The sequence below is a fragment of the Alkalibacterium pelagium genome (assembly GCF_900109325.1).
In the GTDB taxonomy this organism is placed as follows: Bacteria; Bacillota; Bacilli; order Lactobacillales; family Carnobacteriaceae_A; genus Alkalibacterium; species Alkalibacterium pelagium.
Window position 1 is genome coordinate 98,810 of the sequence record NZ_FNZU01000001.1, and the last position, 16,140, is coordinate 114,949.

Annotated in this window: 14 protein-coding genes; 12 read left to right on the forward strand and 2 right to left on the reverse strand. The window is 42.7% G+C overall.

What is annotated here, in order from left to right:
* Positions 1-48: 48 nt before the first annotated feature.
* On the forward strand, positions 49-1,131 hold the full coding sequence (locus BMX79_RS00490) for a glycosyltransferase family 4 protein (protein WP_256212627.1): 1,083 nt from the start codon (positions 49-51) through the stop codon (positions 1,129-1,131).
* 157 nt (positions 1,132-1,288) lie between these two features.
* On the opposite strand, the gene BMX79_RS00495 is transcribed toward BMX79_RS00490, so the two are convergent.
* The gene (locus BMX79_RS00495; RefSeq protein WP_091478223.1) at positions 1,289-2,368 is read right to left on the reverse strand and encodes an LCP family protein; all 1,080 of its coding nucleotides are present in this window, start codon (positions 2,366-2,368) and stop codon (positions 1,289-1,291) included.
* 138 nt (positions 2,369-2,506) lie between these two features.
* Positions 2,507-3,142: a YigZ family protein gene (locus BMX79_RS00500; protein WP_091478224.1), complete on the reverse strand. Its 636-nt coding sequence runs from the start codon at positions 3,140-3,142 to the stop codon at positions 2,507-2,509.
* Positions 3,143-3,278: 136 nt separating this feature from the next.
* Here BMX79_RS00500 and fakB point away from each other — a divergent pair, with 136 nt between their 5' ends.
* From fakB to BMX79_RS00560, 11 genes are all read left to right on the forward strand, one after another.
* The gene (gene fakB / locus BMX79_RS00505; RefSeq protein ID WP_091478225.1) at positions 3,279-4,136 is read left to right on the forward strand and encodes a DegV family protein; all 858 of its coding nucleotides are present in this window, start codon (positions 3,279-3,281) and stop codon (positions 4,134-4,136) included.
* A 124-nt stretch (positions 4,137-4,260) separates the two neighbouring features.
* On the forward strand, positions 4,261-5,607 hold the full coding sequence (locus BMX79_RS00510) for an ATP-dependent helicase ComFA (RefSeq protein ID WP_091478226.1): 1,347 nt from the start codon (positions 4,261-4,263) through the stop codon (positions 5,605-5,607).
* Complete coding sequence (locus BMX79_RS00515; protein WP_143059400.1) at positions 5,604-6,296, forward strand: ComF family protein; 693 nt, start codon at positions 5,604-5,606, stop codon at positions 6,294-6,296. The genes BMX79_RS00510 and BMX79_RS00515 overlap by 4 nt, the downstream gene beginning before the upstream one ends.
* Positions 6,297-6,445: 149 nt before the next feature.
* Positions 6,446-7,012: a ribosome hibernation-promoting factor, HPF/YfiA family gene (gene hpf / locus BMX79_RS00520; RefSeq protein WP_091478228.1), complete on the forward strand. Its 567-nt coding sequence runs from the start codon at positions 6,446-6,448 to the stop codon at positions 7,010-7,012.
* 176 nt (positions 7,013-7,188) lie between these two features.
* Positions 7,189-9,654 carry a preprotein translocase subunit SecA gene (gene secA / locus BMX79_RS00530; RefSeq protein ID WP_091478230.1) on the forward strand — a complete coding sequence of 822 codons (2,466 nt, stop codon included), beginning with the start codon at positions 7,189-7,191 and terminating at the stop codon, positions 9,652-9,654.
* A 71-nt stretch (positions 9,655-9,725) separates the two neighbouring features.
* A protein-coding gene (gene prfB / locus BMX79_RS00535; protein ID WP_177165381.1) for a peptide chain release factor 2 occupies positions 9,726-10,833 on the forward strand; the annotation gives its coding sequence in 2 pieces (ribosomal slippage) (positions 9,726-9,797 and positions 9,799-10,833; 1,107 coding nt in all).
* Between the two features lie 585 nt (positions 10,834-11,418).
* On the forward strand, positions 11,419-12,105 hold the full coding sequence (ftsE, locus tag BMX79_RS00540) for a cell division ATP-binding protein FtsE (protein WP_091478234.1): 687 nt from the start codon (positions 11,419-11,421) through the stop codon (positions 12,103-12,105).
* The gene (ftsX, locus tag BMX79_RS00545) at positions 12,095-12,982 is read left to right on the forward strand and encodes a permease-like cell division protein FtsX (protein ID WP_091478235.1); all 888 of its coding nucleotides are present in this window, start codon (positions 12,095-12,097) and stop codon (positions 12,980-12,982) included. Before ftsE ends, ftsX begins: the two co-directional genes overlap by 11 nt.
* 70 nt (positions 12,983-13,052) lie before the next feature.
* Positions 13,053-14,234 carry a C40 family peptidase gene (locus tag BMX79_RS00550; RefSeq protein ID WP_091478237.1) on the forward strand — a complete coding sequence of 394 codons (1,182 nt, stop codon included), beginning with the start codon at positions 13,053-13,055 and terminating at the stop codon, positions 14,232-14,234.
* A 142-nt stretch (positions 14,235-14,376) separates the two neighbouring features.
* The gene (locus BMX79_RS00555) at positions 14,377-15,579 is read left to right on the forward strand and encodes a PDZ domain-containing protein (RefSeq protein WP_091478238.1); all 1,203 of its coding nucleotides are present in this window, start codon (positions 14,377-14,379) and stop codon (positions 15,577-15,579) included.
* 259 nt (positions 15,580-15,838) lie between these two features.
* On the forward strand, positions 15,839-16,138 hold the full coding sequence (locus BMX79_RS00560; RefSeq protein ID WP_091478239.1) for an ArsR/SmtB family transcription factor: 300 nt from the start codon (positions 15,839-15,841) through the stop codon (positions 16,136-16,138).
* The last annotated feature ends 2 nt before the right edge of the window (positions 16,139-16,140 follow it).

Here is a 16,140-nt window from a genome sequence, read left to right on the forward strand (position 1 = left end):
TATAGGATGCTATAATTATATAAAATGTTTAAAGAAATGAGTACGGATATGTATAATATGTTTATTGTGCTGATGGTTTGTATCTTCACCATGCTCAGCACACTGATTTTAACACCAGTATTTAAGGTGGTTGCTAGAGTATTTAATATTCTGGATGTCCCTGAAGAACGGAGGGTACATGATAAAGTCATGCCGACGATGGGGGGCATTACTATTTTTATTGCCTTTTTCTTCTCGTCATTTGTTCTGCTTCCAATCCCATCCTCGCAGATTGTTCCTTTATTCATTGGGGCTTCTGTGGTTGTCATTACCGGAATGATCGATGATAAATATGAACTGAAGCCTCTGGTTAAGCTGATGGGAATAATAACTGCTGCAGGGTTGGTATACGGGCTGGGGAATGTAGCTCTGGAAACAATGACGATTCCTTACTTCGGCACCATTTTCTTTGGATCATGGCAGATGCCATTTACTATACTTTGGATTGTCGGACTGACCAATGCGATCAATCTGATCGATGGTCTGGACGGGTTAGCCAGTGGGATTTCTATGATTGCCCTGCTCACTATGGGAATCATCGGTTTTTTCTTCCTCACTGTTGAAGAAGTGTCGGTTTCGATCATGACATTCGTCCTGGTAGCGGCAATAGCTGGATTCTGGCCTTATAATTTTCAGCCGGCCAGTATTTTTCTAGGAGATACAGGAGCTTTGTTCCTCGGATTCATGATAGGGGTATTCTCCCTTCAAGGGCTGAAAAATGCGACACTAATTTCCCTGATCCTCCCGATCATTATTCTGGGGATCCCCGTTACGGACACGTTATTTGCCATGATAAGAAGAAAACTCAACAAGCAGTCGATATCAACTGCAGATAAAAATCATATTCACCATCGTCTGATGTCGCTAGGTTTGTCTCACAGACAGACGGTGCTTGCTATCTATTGTGTATCGGCTATTTTCTCTGTAATCGCCATGCTTTATAATTTTTCTACATTAATTGGATCCGTTCTTCTGACTGTTTTCGTATTGCTTGGTGTAGAGCTCTTTGTGGAAATAATAGGGCTGGTAGGTGAAGAACGGCGGCCGCTTCTAAAAAAACTGAAAGAGTTCGGGAGAAAACTGAACGGGTAAAAATATTGCTGAATAGTCCAGAGACTAATTTTCAATGCTTGATGTAAGCTTTTCCTCGAATACAAATAAAGCACGTGTCCGGCTCAGTAGAACATGCTACTGAGCCGGACACGTGCTTTTATAATTTGTAAGTTCTAATGACTGAAGCCAATTAAAATCAGTCTGACGAATCTGCAGATCCAGTTGCCTCTTCATTGGAACTGCTGGTCTGAGTTTCTGTTCTGTCTTCTGATAAACTCGACTGATCATCTTTTTCTGTACGGGTCAAGGAGTCCTGAAGGGCGGACTGAATGGCAGTGAAACTTTGAGGCTGAATCCTGACCAGATCCATGTCTCTTTCAATGAAACTTGACCATTCGAATACATGAGATTCGACCGTAAATGCCTGATTTAATCCAGTCTGCGCAATAGCTGTCATATCTCTCATTCTCATGTTCGTGCGCATGTTGCTACCTACTGTCTCAGCAATAGATGTATACCGGGACACTGACTGAAATTCAAGAGCTTTCTGAATGATCGCTTCAATGATCAACTGCTGACGATGTCCGCGTGCAACATCATCGTCAATTTTTCTAGTTCGAGCTAATGCCAAGGCTTCTTCTCCATTAAGAGTCTGGTACCCTTTTTCGAGTCGGATTGCTCCGGACTGATCGGAAGAGTTCATCTCAGTAATCGTGACAGGCACTTCCATTTCGATACCGCCGAGTTCATCAATAATATCTAAAAAGGCATTAAAGTTGAAGGTAGCATAATAGTGGACAGGAACATCCAGCCATTCCTCGATCGTCTGAACCATGACGCTTTCTTCGCCGATTGCATAAGCGGCATTGATTCGGTCCCATCGAACGACTGTACCGTTTCTCATGATCGGGACATAAGTGTCTCGAGGAATGGACAGCATGTTCATTTCGTGTGTTAATGGGTTTAATGTGGCATAAATAATGGAATCTGCTCGGGTGGATTGAAGTCCGCGTACATCATCGTTATCGATGCCCATGAAAAGGAAAGAGACCGGCTGATCGATCGGGTTGACTTCTTCAACAGGTTCCGGCCGATCGATTTCTACGAACGAAGCATCGATTTCATTTTCGATCGTGGCAAATAACCGTGCAGCATACATGGCTCCTATTAAAATGACAGTAAATAAAGGAATAAGAATCCCTAAAATAATTCGCTGCTTTCTCTTTTTTTGACGGTGATTTGAATACATTCTTGAATTTGGTTTTAATTTACTCACTTTACTGTCTCCTTCGATGCCTTACTTATAATTAAAAAGAGTAATCCTGTATTATTATCGGCTGAAAGACGATAAGTGTCAATAGACTCAAAGAAAATAACAGTCTGATTTGCTCACTTTTCACTAATTATTCTTATTTCAGCCATCGACAGGGACTTCGACCCATGCTTCGGCCCCATTAGTTTGAGAAAACTGGGCACTGGTCCACTCAGTAATTTCTTCTTCGAACGTTTGAATACGTTCACTCTCGATGAGACAGATAAATGTGACCTGGTCAGTATAGTCAATGGACTCCAGACGATAAGTAGACTGATGGAGAGCATTCTGCAGCTTGCCGCTCACAGGGTATGAAACAGTGATCTGTATAAACTGATGGCGTCTTTTCTCGACGATACCAAGTTCTTTAAGTGTTTCGCTGACAGCCCCGCTATATGCTCTGATCAGCCCTCCAGCTCCCAGCTTAGTGCCTCCGAAATAACGGGTCACCACGGCGGTCACGTTTTGCAGGTTGTTTTTTTTCAGAACTTCAAGCATGGGAACGCCGGCTGTTCCGCTCGGTTCACCATCATCAGACGCCCGCTGGATCATTCCATCTTCACCAATGAGATAGGCAGAACAATTATGATTAGCTTTCCAATGCTCTTTCTTTAACGTATCGATGAACTGCTGGGCTTCTTCTTCAGTCTCTGTTCTTGCCAATGTACAAATGAAACGTGACTTCTTAATGATCAGTTCGTGCTGACCATTTTGTTTCAAAGTTCGATAGTTTTTCATACTCAGGTCCCTTTCAATTCGTTATTAAGTTGGTGTATAATAAAAGTCAGCCTTTTAAATAAGGCCTAGTCAGCCCACATAGGGCGGATTAAGTTTACCAGGTCAACTCTTTTATGACGGAGGTGAAAAATAAAATATGCGTATTGCAATTGTAACAGATAGTACGGCTTACTTAAATGAGAAGGAATATACAGAGGACAATATACATTTTGTACCTTTATCCTGTATCTTTGGAAAAGAAGTGTATAAAGAAGAAGTTGATATAACCACTGATGAATTCTTTGAGAAAGTCAGACATGCCGAACAGCTGCCGACGAGTTCCCAGCCAACTGTGGGAGATTTCACGGCTTTGTATGAAAGTCTGCAAGATGACTATGATGCCATCATCAGTATTCATCTTTCCAGCAGGATTTCCGGGACTTTCCAGAATGCGTTCAGCGTCGCAAGATCTATGGAAAACATATCTGTCCATCCAGTTGATTCAGGTCTGGCTGGAGCAGGATTGGCATTTCAGGTCAAGGAAGCTGCACGAATGGCTAAACAGGGTAAATCAGTGAACGACATCATTGAGCGTTTGGAAGAACTGAAATCTGAGACTGAAATCTATTTTGTTGTTGACGATCTGACAAATCTGATTAAAGGCGGACGGTTATCCCGAACAGCAGGTGGCGTTGCAACTTTATTGAAAATCAAACCTGTTCTGACTATGAGAGCTGGAGAAATCATTCCATTCGATAAAATTAGAACTAAGAAAAAAGCAGTCAGAAAGATGGAGGAATTGTTTGAAGAATCGGTTAAGAATTCTCCTTTTCCTATCCAGGCTACTGTAGTCCATGCCTACTGTGAAGAAGAAGGCAGACAATTCATGTCATCGCTGGAAGAAAAGTACCCGACTGTCCGCTTCAACTTCAGTTTTCTTGGACCCGTCGTCGGTGTTCATACTGGCGAAGGGGCTATCGGAATGTCCTGGACAAAAGATTATTCCAGAATGTAAACCACAGCATTTATATATTCTATTCAAAGGTCACCCAGAGCGGTGGCCTTTTTTCGTGAGTTTTGGAATAAACTGACAATATACTAGGTAGAGGTTAATCATAAGGGAAGGTGGTGCGGGGAGAATGGGGGAACTGACAAATCTGATCGGCCGAGATATCCTGCTCAGTGAACTGCTCGCTGAATATAATGAAACTGATCTGGCTGGCTGTACATTCCGGCCGGCTTTTCAATCAGCTAGAAGAAGGGCCAAATGTGGTCGATGTGGCTCTTTTACCAAGCTCGCAGATACTTACCCGTGTATCTGCGGAAACAGCTGTTTTTATTGTCGGAACTGTATCCAGCTTGGAAAGGTAAGGGCGTGCGACAAACTGGTATCCTTTAAAACAGTCGATTCGTTTCCCGAACAGTCTACACCCTATTTAAAGTGGGAAGGAATATTGTCCGCTCAGCAGGAAAAGGCATCTAAAGAAATTGTTCTCTCTGTGAGAGAATATACAGATCGTGTGGTATGGGCCGTTACGGGAGCGGGTAAAACAGAGATGCTGTTTAGAGGACTCAGTGAGGCGATGGAAGCGGGTAAGAGAGTCTGTGTGGCTTCGCCTAGAATAGATGTCTGTCTGGAACTTGCCCCAAGGATTCAAGCTGCTTTTCCTGACATCCAGATTGCTCTGCTATACGGAGGAGAGGGGGCTGTCTATGTCTACACTCAACTGGTGATCGCCACAACACATCAGCTGCTTCGGTTCAGAGAGGCTTTTGATGTACTGATTATAGATGAAATTGATGCTTTTCCATATTATCAGAATAAAGGGTTGTATTATGCATCAGAAAAAGCAGTCAAAAAAGAGTCAAGTACCATTTATCTGACGGCCACACCTGACAGGAAGCTGCAGAGAAGAATTGCAAAGAATCAAATCAAAGCCAGTATCCTGCCTGCACGCTATCACGGCTATCCGCTTCCTGTTCCAACGATCATAAGGGAGAAAGACATATTTTCAAAGAAAGAATTTTCCGTCTCCAAAGCCTATAAACAGATTATGACGCTTATTTCCCAAGGACAGACCTTTCTGCTGTTCATTCCGACTATCAGATTGATGGATAGCATTTTACCAACTTTCAGAAGGCTTTTCAGTTCCATCAGGTTTGAAAGTGTCCATTCTCAGGATCCATTAAGAAAAGAAAAAGTTGAGGCAATGCGTAATGGAGAGCTTGAGTTCATAATAACAACCACGATCCTCGAAAGAGGTGTTACTTTCAAAAATATTGATGTTATCGTTCTTGCTGCCGATCATGACGTCTATACGGAAGCGGCACTCGTACAGATTGCAGGAAGGGCCGGTCGTTCTGCCGCCTATCCTGAAGGTAAAGTGACTTTTTATCTCCAGGAGTGGACTAGATCCTCCAAAGGTGCAGTACGGCAGATTAGACAGATGAACAAAAGAGCAGCAAAGAAAGGACTCCTGTTATGAGCAGATGTAAATGGTGCGGGGCAATTCATCCGAATTCCCTGACGATACATGCGCTGATCCGATTTGAACTGCAATCCGACACCCTTTGTTTCCAATGCAGAGAGAAACTGGAGTGTCTGAATAATCAATTGACGTGCAGAGGATGCAGCCGTAATCAAAATAAGACCGATTACTGTACAGATTGTCTAAGCTGGCAGAAGAAATATGAGGGACGCCTCCATACTCATGAAGCACTATATGCGTACAACGATTTCGCCAGTCAGATTATTGAACAGTTCAAGTTCACAGGCGATTGTGCCATTGCAGAGCTGTTTGCTAAAGAAATAAAAGAATATTTCAAAAAAATGTCGCAGACAGCAGTGATCATTCCCATTCCAGTATCCAGAGAAAGTTATTGTTCCAGAGGATTTAACCAAACCGAGCTTCTTCTTGCCGTCGCAGGCGTCACCTACAGGCCGGTACTGGAAAACAGATATCAGCTTGGCAGACAGTCAGGGAAAAACAGGAGACAGCGTCTGGAAAGTCCGCAGCCCTTTGCAGTAGAGCCCTGTCATGACGAACTGATTCGAGGAAAAGCCGTTGTGCTGGTAGATGATATCTATACTACAGGACGAACAATTTATCATGCCTTAGATCTGATTCTTCCAATGAGTCCCTCTAATGTCCAGTCCTTTTCACTGTTCAGATAATGAAGAGAAGACCAGATACAATTTCATTGAGAAAGTAACCGTTCTCATGTATAATTGAATTAAGCAATAAGGGAAGATAATTGCTTGATGATAATATTGGTTGTATAATTACAACTTATATTATACTAGATTTGGAAGGGTGAAGTATTATGCTTAGATACAATGTTAGAGGAGAAAACATTGAGGTGACTCAGGCAATTAGAGAGTATGTGGAGAAAAAGGTAGGGAAAATTGAAAAGTATTTCAATGATGTTCCCGAGGCCAATGCACATGTTAATCTGAAAACATACTCTGACAAGACAGCAAAAGTCGAAGTCACTGTACCACTTCCGTATGTTGTCCTTCGTGCGGAGGAAACTTCCCCAGATTTATATGGAAGCGTAGATTTGGTCGTTGATAAACTGGAACGACAAATGAGAAAATATAAAACTAAAATCAACAGAAAAAATCGCCGTTCTCAAGGCGTAGATGCACCACAGCCGGTCGATTCGGACTTGTGGGCAGATTTGAATATTGAAGGCGACGAGGAAGAATTGAGCGCATCAATCGTTAGAACAAAACGTTTGAGCCTGAAACCGATGGACGCAGAAGAAGCAGTACTTCAAATGGATATGCTGGGACATAATTTCTTCATCTTCGAAGATGCAGATACAAATGGAACAAGCATTGTTTATAAACGTAAAGACGGAAAATATGGACTGATTGAAACAGATTGATTCATCAATTCCAGAGGCGGGCAGTCTGCCCGTCTTTTTTTATGAACAAAATCAGAACACTGCTGTGGATATACGCTCAGAAGCCTTTTTTTTGCAGGATAATAGTGGTATGATAATAAAGTATGAGAAAATCCGGAAGTGTACGAAGAATCAACGAATAGAGGAGATTTGTATTCATGGCTCATTTATTAAAGCAGATTTTTGAGAACGACAAAAAGACTTTACGTCGGTATGGGAAAATCGCCGATAAAATCGAAGCTTTGTCAGGCGATATGGAAGCACTGTCTGACGATGAACTGAAAGCTAAAACAGAAGAGTTTAAAAAGAGATATTCAGCAGGAGAATCCCTGGACGATCTGCTTGTAGAAGCCTTTGCATCTATCAGAGAAGGAGCGAGAAGAGTCCTTGGACTTTATCCGTTCAGAGTTCAGCTTATGGGTGGGATCGCTCTTCACGAAGGTAATATCTCCGAGATGAAAACTGGTGAAGGTAAAACATTAACGGCGACTATGCCTGTGTACCTTAATGCGATTTCTGGTGAAGGTGCTCACGTGGTTACAGTCAATGACTACCTGGCTACACGTGATGCTGATGAAATGGGAGAGCTTTACCGCTGGATGGGATTGACTGTCGGACTGAATCTGAACTCGAAATCATCTGAAGAAAAACGTGAAGCGTATAAATGTGATATTACCTATTCCACAAACAACGAGCTGGGATTCGACTATTTAAGAGACAACATGGTTGTTTATAAGGAGCAGATGGTTCAGCGTCCTTTGAACTTTGCGATCCTGGATGAGGTCGACTCGATCCTCGTGGATGAAGCGAGAACTCCGCTGATCATATCCGGTCAGGCTAACCGCTCGACTTCTTTCTATACGCGCTGTGACTTCTTCGTCAAAGGCTTGAAAGAAGAGGAAGACTACACAATCGATCTTCAGTCCAAGTCGATTTCCCTTACTGAAGAAGGGATTGAAAAGGCTGAGAAGACTTTCCGTGTCTCCAACTTGTATGACATCGAAAACCAGGCTTTAGTGCACCACCTGGATCAGTCATTGAGGGCAAACTTTATCATGCACAAGGACTTCGATTATGTTGTTGACGAAGGTGCAGTAAAAATCGTTGACCAGTTTACAGGTCGTATCATGGAAGGGCGTCGTTACTCTGACGGACTTCACCAGGCGATTGAAGCAAAAGAAAACGTTGAGATTCAGAAAGAATCCAAAACTATGGCCACGATCACGTTCCAGAACTACTTCCGTATGTACAAGAAGCTGTCAGGGATGACGGGTACTGCTAAGACAGAGGAAGAAGAATTTAGAGAAATCTACAACATGAATGTTGTAGCCATTCCAACGAACCGTCCGCTTATCCGTGACGACCGTGACGATCTTCTATATCCGACTCTTGAGAGTAAATTCAATGCTGTGGTTCAGGATATCAAAGAACGTCATGCCAAAGGACAGCCAGTACTTGTCGGTACGGTTGCAGTTGAAACATCAGAACTGATAAGCAAGCTGCTTAAAAAAGCCGGTGTGCCTCATGAAGTACTGAATGCCAAAAATCACTTCAGAGAAGCTGAAATTGTCGTGAATGCCGGACAGCCCGGTGCGGTAACGATCGCAACGAATATGGCTGGTCGTGGTACTGATATCAAACTGGGACCTGGAGTCAAAGAACTCGGGGGACTGGCCGTTATCGGAACAGAGCGACACGAATCCAGACGTATCGATAATCAGCTGCGTGGACGTGCCGGACGTCAGGGAGATCCGGGAGTATCACAATTCTATCTCTCTCTTGAAGATGATCTTATGAAACGATTCGGTTCAGAGCGTATCCGCATGGTTCTTGAGCAGCTTAAAATTGCAGAAGACGATGCTGTGATTCAGAGTAGAATGATCAGCCGTCAAGTGGAATCAGCTCAGAAGCGTGTGGAAGGGAACAACTATGATACCCGTCGTAATGTCCTGAAATACGATGATGTCATGAGAGAACAGCGTGAAGTCATTTATTCCCAGCGTCAGGAAGTGATTCTGGAACAGGAATCCCTTGGTTATGTTACAATTCCGATGATCAGAAGAACGATCGAACGTTATGTTCAGCTGAATACTCAGCAGGAAGACAAATCGAAATGGAACCTGGCACACATTGAAGAATTTGCGCATACTGTACTTGTTCATCCAGAAGACCTGACCCAGGATGACCTTAAAGGGAAGTCGGCTTCTCAAATCACTGACCTGCTAGTCGATTTGGCACGTGCCAATTACGATGAGAAAACATCTCAGCTTAACGGAAAGGAACAAGTCCTTGAATTTGAGAAAGTGGTTATCCTCAGAGTCGTCGACCGTAAATGGACGGATCATATCGACCAGATGGATCAGCTGCGTCAGGGAATCGGACTGCGTTCATATGGACAGTTCAATCCACTGACCGAATATCAGCAGGAAGGTTTTACGCTGTTTGAGGAAATGATCGGAGAGATCGAGTACGAAGTGACTCGTCTGCTGATGAAATCTCAAATCAGACAGAACCTGCAAAGAGAACAGGCTACTCCTAATGGCGGGAAGAAACAGAATGTCCGACGTAAAAACGAAAAGCCAACTTATTCTCACGATGAGGAAACACATACGAGAATGGGATAAGAAGAATAATGGGAGAAAGGAACGGATAACCCTATCTGTTCCTTTTCCTTACGATTAAATGGAGGATGACTATGGAAATTAGTGAAATGTCTCAAAAATTAACTTCAGCCAAACAGAAGGTTGAAGACTTCAGGGGGTCTCTTTGACTTAGAGGCACTGGAAACAGATATAGCAGAGTTTGATCACATGATGGCGGATCCCGATTTCTGGAACAATCAGGAGTCTGCACAGAAAGTCATTAAAGAAGCAAATGAAGTAAAAAGTGTATACCAGTCATTCACATCACTTGAAGCAAAAACTGAAGAAGTAGAACTTCTGATAGACATGCTCAGGGATGAAGATGATCCGGATATAAGAGAAGAAATAGTTTCAACGTTAGCAGTGCTTGATAAAGCCGTCGAGCAGTTTGAGCTGGATATGCTGCTTAGCGAGCCTTATGACAAGAACAATGCGATTATCGAGCTCCATCCGGGTGCCGGCGGAACGGAATCTCAGGACTGGGGAGAAATGCTTTACCGTATGTATACACGCTGGATCGATAAAAAAGGCTTCAGCTATGAGGTGCTTGAATACCAGAGTGGTGACGAAGCAGGAATAAAAAGTGCCACCCTGCTGGTTAAAGGGGTGAATGCATATGGCATGCTGAAAGCTGAAAAAGGAGTTCACCGTCTAGTGCGGATCTCTCCATTTGATTCAAGTGGTCGCCGTCACACGTCATTTGTCTCGATCGATGTGACACCTGAGATCAATGAAGATATTGATATTGAGATCAACCCGGATGATATACGGGTCGATACGTTCAGAGCGAGCGGAGCAGGTGGGCAGCACATCAATAAAACAGAGTCGGCTGTCAGGATCACTCATAAAGAAACAGGACTTGTCGCATCCAGTCAGGCTGGACGATCACAGCTGGCTAACAGAGAGACAGCTATGAACATGCTGAAAGCTAAGTTGTATCAGAAAGAACTGGAAGAGAAGCAGAAAGAAATGGATGAAATAAGAGGAGAACAAAAAGAAATTGGATGGGGATCTCAAATTAGATCTTATGTATTCCACCCATATTCAATGGTGAAAGATCACAGAACAAACTACGAAACGGGTAATACTGATGCCGTTATGGATGGGGATCTGGATCCGTTTATCGAGTCTTATCTTCGTGCATCAATGCATCGGTCATAAATGAGCTGTTTAATATAAGCAGGTATAAATATGCATATAAAAGAATGATCCAGTATCAGTCGGATCATTCTTTTATTTTTTATAGCTTGAATTTAGTACTAAGTAAAAATATATGACTAAGCCGTCAACGTTGTCAGAGGAGATTTTAAAAAAGAATAGAAAACTTAATTCAATATATATATTCATTAATATAAGACTTTTCGCAGACGGAGTGAACATTTATTAATATGTCGACAATTGTCAAAAATCGGACATAATTATATGTCAAGACGACGTTTATGTATGTAACAAACGATTTGGCTACGTTTACCCATTTTGTTCAGGTTAAAAAGTCTTTTTATATTGCGCATTCCCAAAAAAATGGCTTACTAGCACTTGTAATGGAGAATTAAACCCGTTATGGTTAGGTAAGCAATGTTATCTGTTTCCAAATAATACGGTTTCCTTACAATGAAATATTTTTGTAATTGTTTTAAAACAGACATCTGTTTTCCCAATGATATACTAATGAAGGCTGGAAAAAGCCATAGCACATAGCAGACCAGAAGTAAGAAGTTAAAATCTCAATAGATAGGTGATTATTTAATGATAGAAATGACTAATGTCTACAAAAAATACCCTAATGGCATTACTGCTATAAACGGTCTTGATGTAAGAATCGACCAGGGTGAATTTGTATATGTTGTAGGTCCAAGTGGAGCGGGTAAATCTACATTTATTAAAATGATTTACAGAGAAGAAGTTCCAACTAAAGGAAATGTAAAAGTAGGAGAATTTGACTTAGTGAAACTGAAAGCTAAGAAAGTTCCTTTCTTAAGAAGACATGTCGGTGTGGTTTATCAGGATTTTAAACTGCTGCCAAGACTGACTGTATATGAAAACGTCGCTTATGCGATGCAGGTAGTGGGAAAAAATCCGAAACAGATTCAGAAACGTGTACTGGAAGTCCTCGATCTTGTTGGACTGAAGCACAAAGTACGTATGTTTCCAAATGAACTGTCTGGTGGAGAACAGCAGCGTGTGGCGATTGCACGAGCAATCACTAACATGCCACGAGTACTGATTGCAGATGAACCGACGGGTAACTTAGACCCTGAAACAGCATGGGGGATTATGGATTTGCTTGAAGAAATCAACAACCAGGGAACAACGATCATTATGGCTACACATAATAGTGATATTGTAAACCGAGTGAGACACAGAGTACTGGCAGTTGAAAACGGCCGTATTGCCCGTGACCAGGAAGAAGGGGTGTACGGATATGAAAACTAGAACATTCTGGAGACACATAAAGGAATCATTTAAAAGTATTAAACGTAATGGATGGATGACAGTCGCTGCGGTCAGTGCAGTTGCAGTTACGCTGCTTCTTGTAGGGAGCTTCATTGCAATCCTGATGAACGTCAACAAACTTGCGACGGATGTTGAAGAGGATGTCAGTGTCAGAGTTTACATCGATCTGGCTGCCGAAGAAGAAGATCAGGAAGCTCTGCAGCAGAATCTTGAAGAACTGGATGAAGTGGAACAAGTTGTTTTCTCAAGCAGAGATGATGAACTGAGTCAGGTTATCGGAAGCTACGGAGACGAGTTCGGGCTGTTCGATGGTGATGACAACCCGCTTTACGATGTATTCATCGTCAATACTGCTGCTCCTGAAGTCACATCAGACGTAGCTGATCAAGTCGAAGATATGAACTATGTGGCAGATGTAAACTATGGTGGAGCGACAGCTGATCGCTTATTCGAAGTCATGGCTACAGTGAGGAATGTCGGAGCAGTTATCATTGTTGCACTGATTTTCACTGCTGTTTTCCTGATTGCAAATACAATCAGAATTACGATATTCTCAAGACGTACTGAAATCGAGATCATGAAACTTGTAGGAGCAACCAACTGGTTCATCCGCTGGCCATTCCTCATTGAAGGAGCGCTTATCGGATTTATCGGAGCACTGATTCCAGTTTCAATCATCTCTTATATTTATCTTAGCGGATTTGATACCATTATGACTTATCTGTCAGGAACCTATTTTGCCTTACTGGCACCCAATCCGTTCCTGGTTCAGCTGGTTGCACTTCTTCTGACGATTGGTGTCGTCATTGGTAGTGTCGGATCATCTCTATCCATCAGAAAGTTCCTGAAAGTTTAAGGTCATTTAAGGAGAGGGGCTTCCCTCTCGTACATATAAAAACAGAATAGCAGAAAAGAGGCAGACAGACGTGGATAATAGAAGTAAATTGAAGAATGCGATTGTAGCAGGGATAATAGGAATGACTGTATTGAGTGGGATACCGTTTAAAGCGGGGGCTACTCCTCTTACAGAAGGCGACTATTCTGAACGAATGGACGCTCTTGATTCGAAGGAAGAAGAAGCAGAACAGAAACTGAACGACATTGCCGGGAAAATCGAAGCGACTGAACAGGAAGCTGAAGAATTAATTCAGCAGCTTGAAGAAACAGCCGACGAACTTGAGGCAATTCAGGATGAAATAAGTACCGTTTCTAAACAGATCGAACAGAGAGAAGAACAGCTTCAGTCTCAGATTCGTGCGATGCAAGTCACTGGACAATCCGGTAATGTTCTCAGATTTATTTTAGACTCCGAGTCACTTAGCGATGCGTTCGGACGTATCGATGTAGTGAATACCTTGTTTTCTGCGAACCAGAACCTTATGGAAAAACAGATAGAGGATAAAGAGCTGATTGCAGCGAATGAACGTCTGACAATCAAAAAACAGGAAGAGCAGACCCTTTTAGCAGCAAACTTGGAAAACTCTAAAGTTCAGCTGGAAGAAAGTCTTGCCGAACAGGAAATGATGATGGCTGCCATAGCAGCAGAACGCTCCCAGGTAAGAGAAGAAAGAGAAGCATACTTAGCACAGCAGCGCGAAAGTCAGCGTCGATTGGAAGAAATTCAGACCTCAAGAACAGCTGCTGAATCTGCGGCACCAGTCAATGTGTCAGAAGCATCTGAGGAGGCTCAGGTCAGTACGAGTTCTTCCAGCAAACCAGCTGAAGAAAAACCAGAGCCTGCAGCACCAGCTGCATCAGGCGGAGTGATCAGCAATGCTCACAGTCTGACAGGATCACGTTATTCATATGGCGGGACAACACCTGCAGGATTCGATTGTTCAGGATATACCCAGTTTGTTTTCCGTCGTGCTGGAAGAAGCATTCCAAGAAGTGCGGCAGCACAGTTCGGAGCCAGCAGACGTGTTTCTTTATCAGAAGCACAGCCTGGTGATCTAATTTTCTTTAATCAGTCAGGATCAGTCGATCACGTAGGTATTTACCTTGGCGGAGGCCGCTTTATTGGTGCACAGACATCAACTGGTGTAGCGGTGGCTTCATTTACGTCAGGTTACTGGTCTAACTATGTAGCAGGTTTTGGACGTCCATAAACTAATAGAACCTCTCACTCGTCGACGATGATCGATTAGTGAGAGGTTTTTTATTTATCCAGAAGTTTTTGCTAGAACCAGCCCCTATTTTCAGGTGGGTATGATAAAATGATGAAGAGAAAGAAAAGAAGGGATGACCAGCATGACCGTATTGCAAAATATTCTACTCGCACTAGTTTTATTCATCTTACAGCCGACCTTTCTTGTCGGAACAGCACTCGTCTTTATAGCTAAGAGCAGACGTTTCAAGTACTCACGTCACCAATTGAGAGCCAGCATATACAAGGATCACTATGAATTGAAGCGATTCTTCTTATGGGGACTTATACCTGGAGCAGTCTTATCTGCTGTGTCTTTCATTGCGGGGCTGCCGGTCAGTCTTGACTGGATCATTGCGTATCAAATCGTTACGCTGCTCATACTTGGCTTTGGCTACCGTTTTCTTCATCCGGTGTTTACATTCAGTCTCTCAGCATTGCTGATTCTTGCTTTGGGATATTTTGTTCCAGAAAATATGAGTGTCACAGTAATTGTCGGTCAGTTTAACAGCCCCCTCATACATGGAGACAGTTTATCTTTTCAGGGGCTGCAGCCGATACTGGCACTGGTTATCCTGATTTTACTGAGCACGATTCTTACTCTTCATATTGCTAAAATCAATCAGTTTACACCACGCTTTCTGAAAACAAAGCGAGGAAAACTCGTTGCCCGATACCGTATGACACCATTGTGGCTGATTCCACTGGTGGTTGTCGTTCCCGGGACTACCTTTACACAATTGTTTGACTGGTGGCCAGTCTTCTCAATAGGCGGTCAGCCTTATTCTTTCCTGATTTTACCTGTTCTGGTAGGCTTCAGGTACACAGTACAGGCTCAGATGCCGACTCAAGCTAAAAATTTGCTGGTAAAAGATTTTGTTGTATTATCGGTTATCGGGGTTATCTTGTTTGGACTGACATTCTGGCAGGTTGAATTAGCTGCTGTTGGATTAGCTCTCCTTGTTATCGGAGGAGTTATAGTGCTGTATAGACACAGATTGAGGGAAAGAAAATGGAACTTCCGGTTTGGGCCGGCTGAAGAAGGTCTGCGTGTAGTAGCCGTAAGACCTGGCAGTCCAGCCGAAAAAATGGACATTGAAATTGGAGATGCGATTCTCGAGTCCAACCAGAAAAAACTTGAGAGTGCCGAAGATTTCACCGAATCACTGTTCCTGAGCCGCTCATACTGCAAGCTGAAGATAAAACGCATTGATGGTGAGCTTGTCATGACGGAGACTGCACTGTATGAAAATGATCCGCATGACTTAGGCGTCATTCTCTTGGAAGAAATTAGTGTGGTTAAATAAAAGGATCTCACTGGTCTAATTAAAGACTGACAATTTAATATAAAATGATACAGCACGGTCCCGGTTCTTCCTTTGGTTTTCGGGAGGTCGGGACCGTGCTGTTTTACTTTTCTTTTTTAGTGAAGAATGGCTTCATAGATATAAAAAACTGACATATACGATACAGTTTTTGACAGGAAGAGTTGATTAAATAATTAAATATGTTAGAATGAACATATGAAGATATATTCATGTAAAGTACATATAACGATTAAGGAGAATGACTATGACCCTTTCCAATCAGACGATCAGCGAAGTAACTGATCTGTTTAAAGCGTTAAGTGATCCCGGGCGTCTAAAAATAATCTATGCGCTTTCTGATTCTGAAATGAGTGTGACTGAGCTGGCTGAAAGCCTTGATATAGAACAGTCATCGCTTTCTCACCAACTCAAGATACTTAAAAATGTCCGGCTTGTCAGTGTTAGAAGAGAAGGCAGAAAAAGGCTGTATTCGCTAGCTGATGAACATGTTTATACCTTACTGACACAAGTCATATCACATGCAAATGAAAAGAGGTAATC

What these genes read in the sequence shown, in the direction of transcription:
- BMX79_RS00490 (WP_256212627.1), top strand. Translation starts at nt 49, where the DNA reads ATGTATAATATGTTTATTGTGCTGATGGTTTGTATCTTCACCATGCTC.
- BMX79_RS00500 (WP_091478224.1), bottom strand. Translation starts at nt 3,142, where the DNA reads ATGAAAAACTATCGAACTTTGAAACAAAATGGTCAGCACGAACTGATC.
- fakB (WP_091478225.1), top strand. Translation starts at nt 3,279, where the DNA reads ATGCGTATTGCAATTGTAACAGATAGTACGGCTTACTTAAATGAGAAG.
- BMX79_RS00510 (WP_091478226.1), top strand. Translation starts at nt 4,261, where the DNA reads ATGGGGGAACTGACAAATCTGATCGGCCGAGATATCCTGCTCAGTGAA.
- BMX79_RS00515 (WP_143059400.1), top strand. Translation starts at nt 5,604, where the DNA reads ATGAGCAGATGTAAATGGTGCGGGGCAATTCATCCGAATTCCCTGACG.
- hpf (WP_091478228.1), top strand. Translation starts at nt 6,446, where the DNA reads ATGCTTAGATACAATGTTAGAGGAGAAAACATTGAGGTGACTCAGGCA.
- secA (WP_091478230.1), top strand. Translation starts at nt 7,189, where the DNA reads ATGGCTCATTTATTAAAGCAGATTTTTGAGAACGACAAAAAGACTTTA.
- ftsE (WP_091478234.1), top strand. Translation starts at nt 11,419, where the DNA reads ATGATAGAAATGACTAATGTCTACAAAAAATACCCTAATGGCATTACT.
- ftsX (WP_091478235.1), top strand. Translation starts at nt 12,095, where the DNA reads ATGAAAACTAGAACATTCTGGAGACACATAAAGGAATCATTTAAAAGT.
- BMX79_RS00555 (WP_091478238.1), top strand. Translation starts at nt 14,377, where the DNA reads ATGACCGTATTGCAAAATATTCTACTCGCACTAGTTTTATTCATCTTA.
- BMX79_RS00560 (WP_091478239.1), top strand. Translation starts at nt 15,839, where the DNA reads ATGACTATGACCCTTTCCAATCAGACGATCAGCGAAGTAACTGATCTG.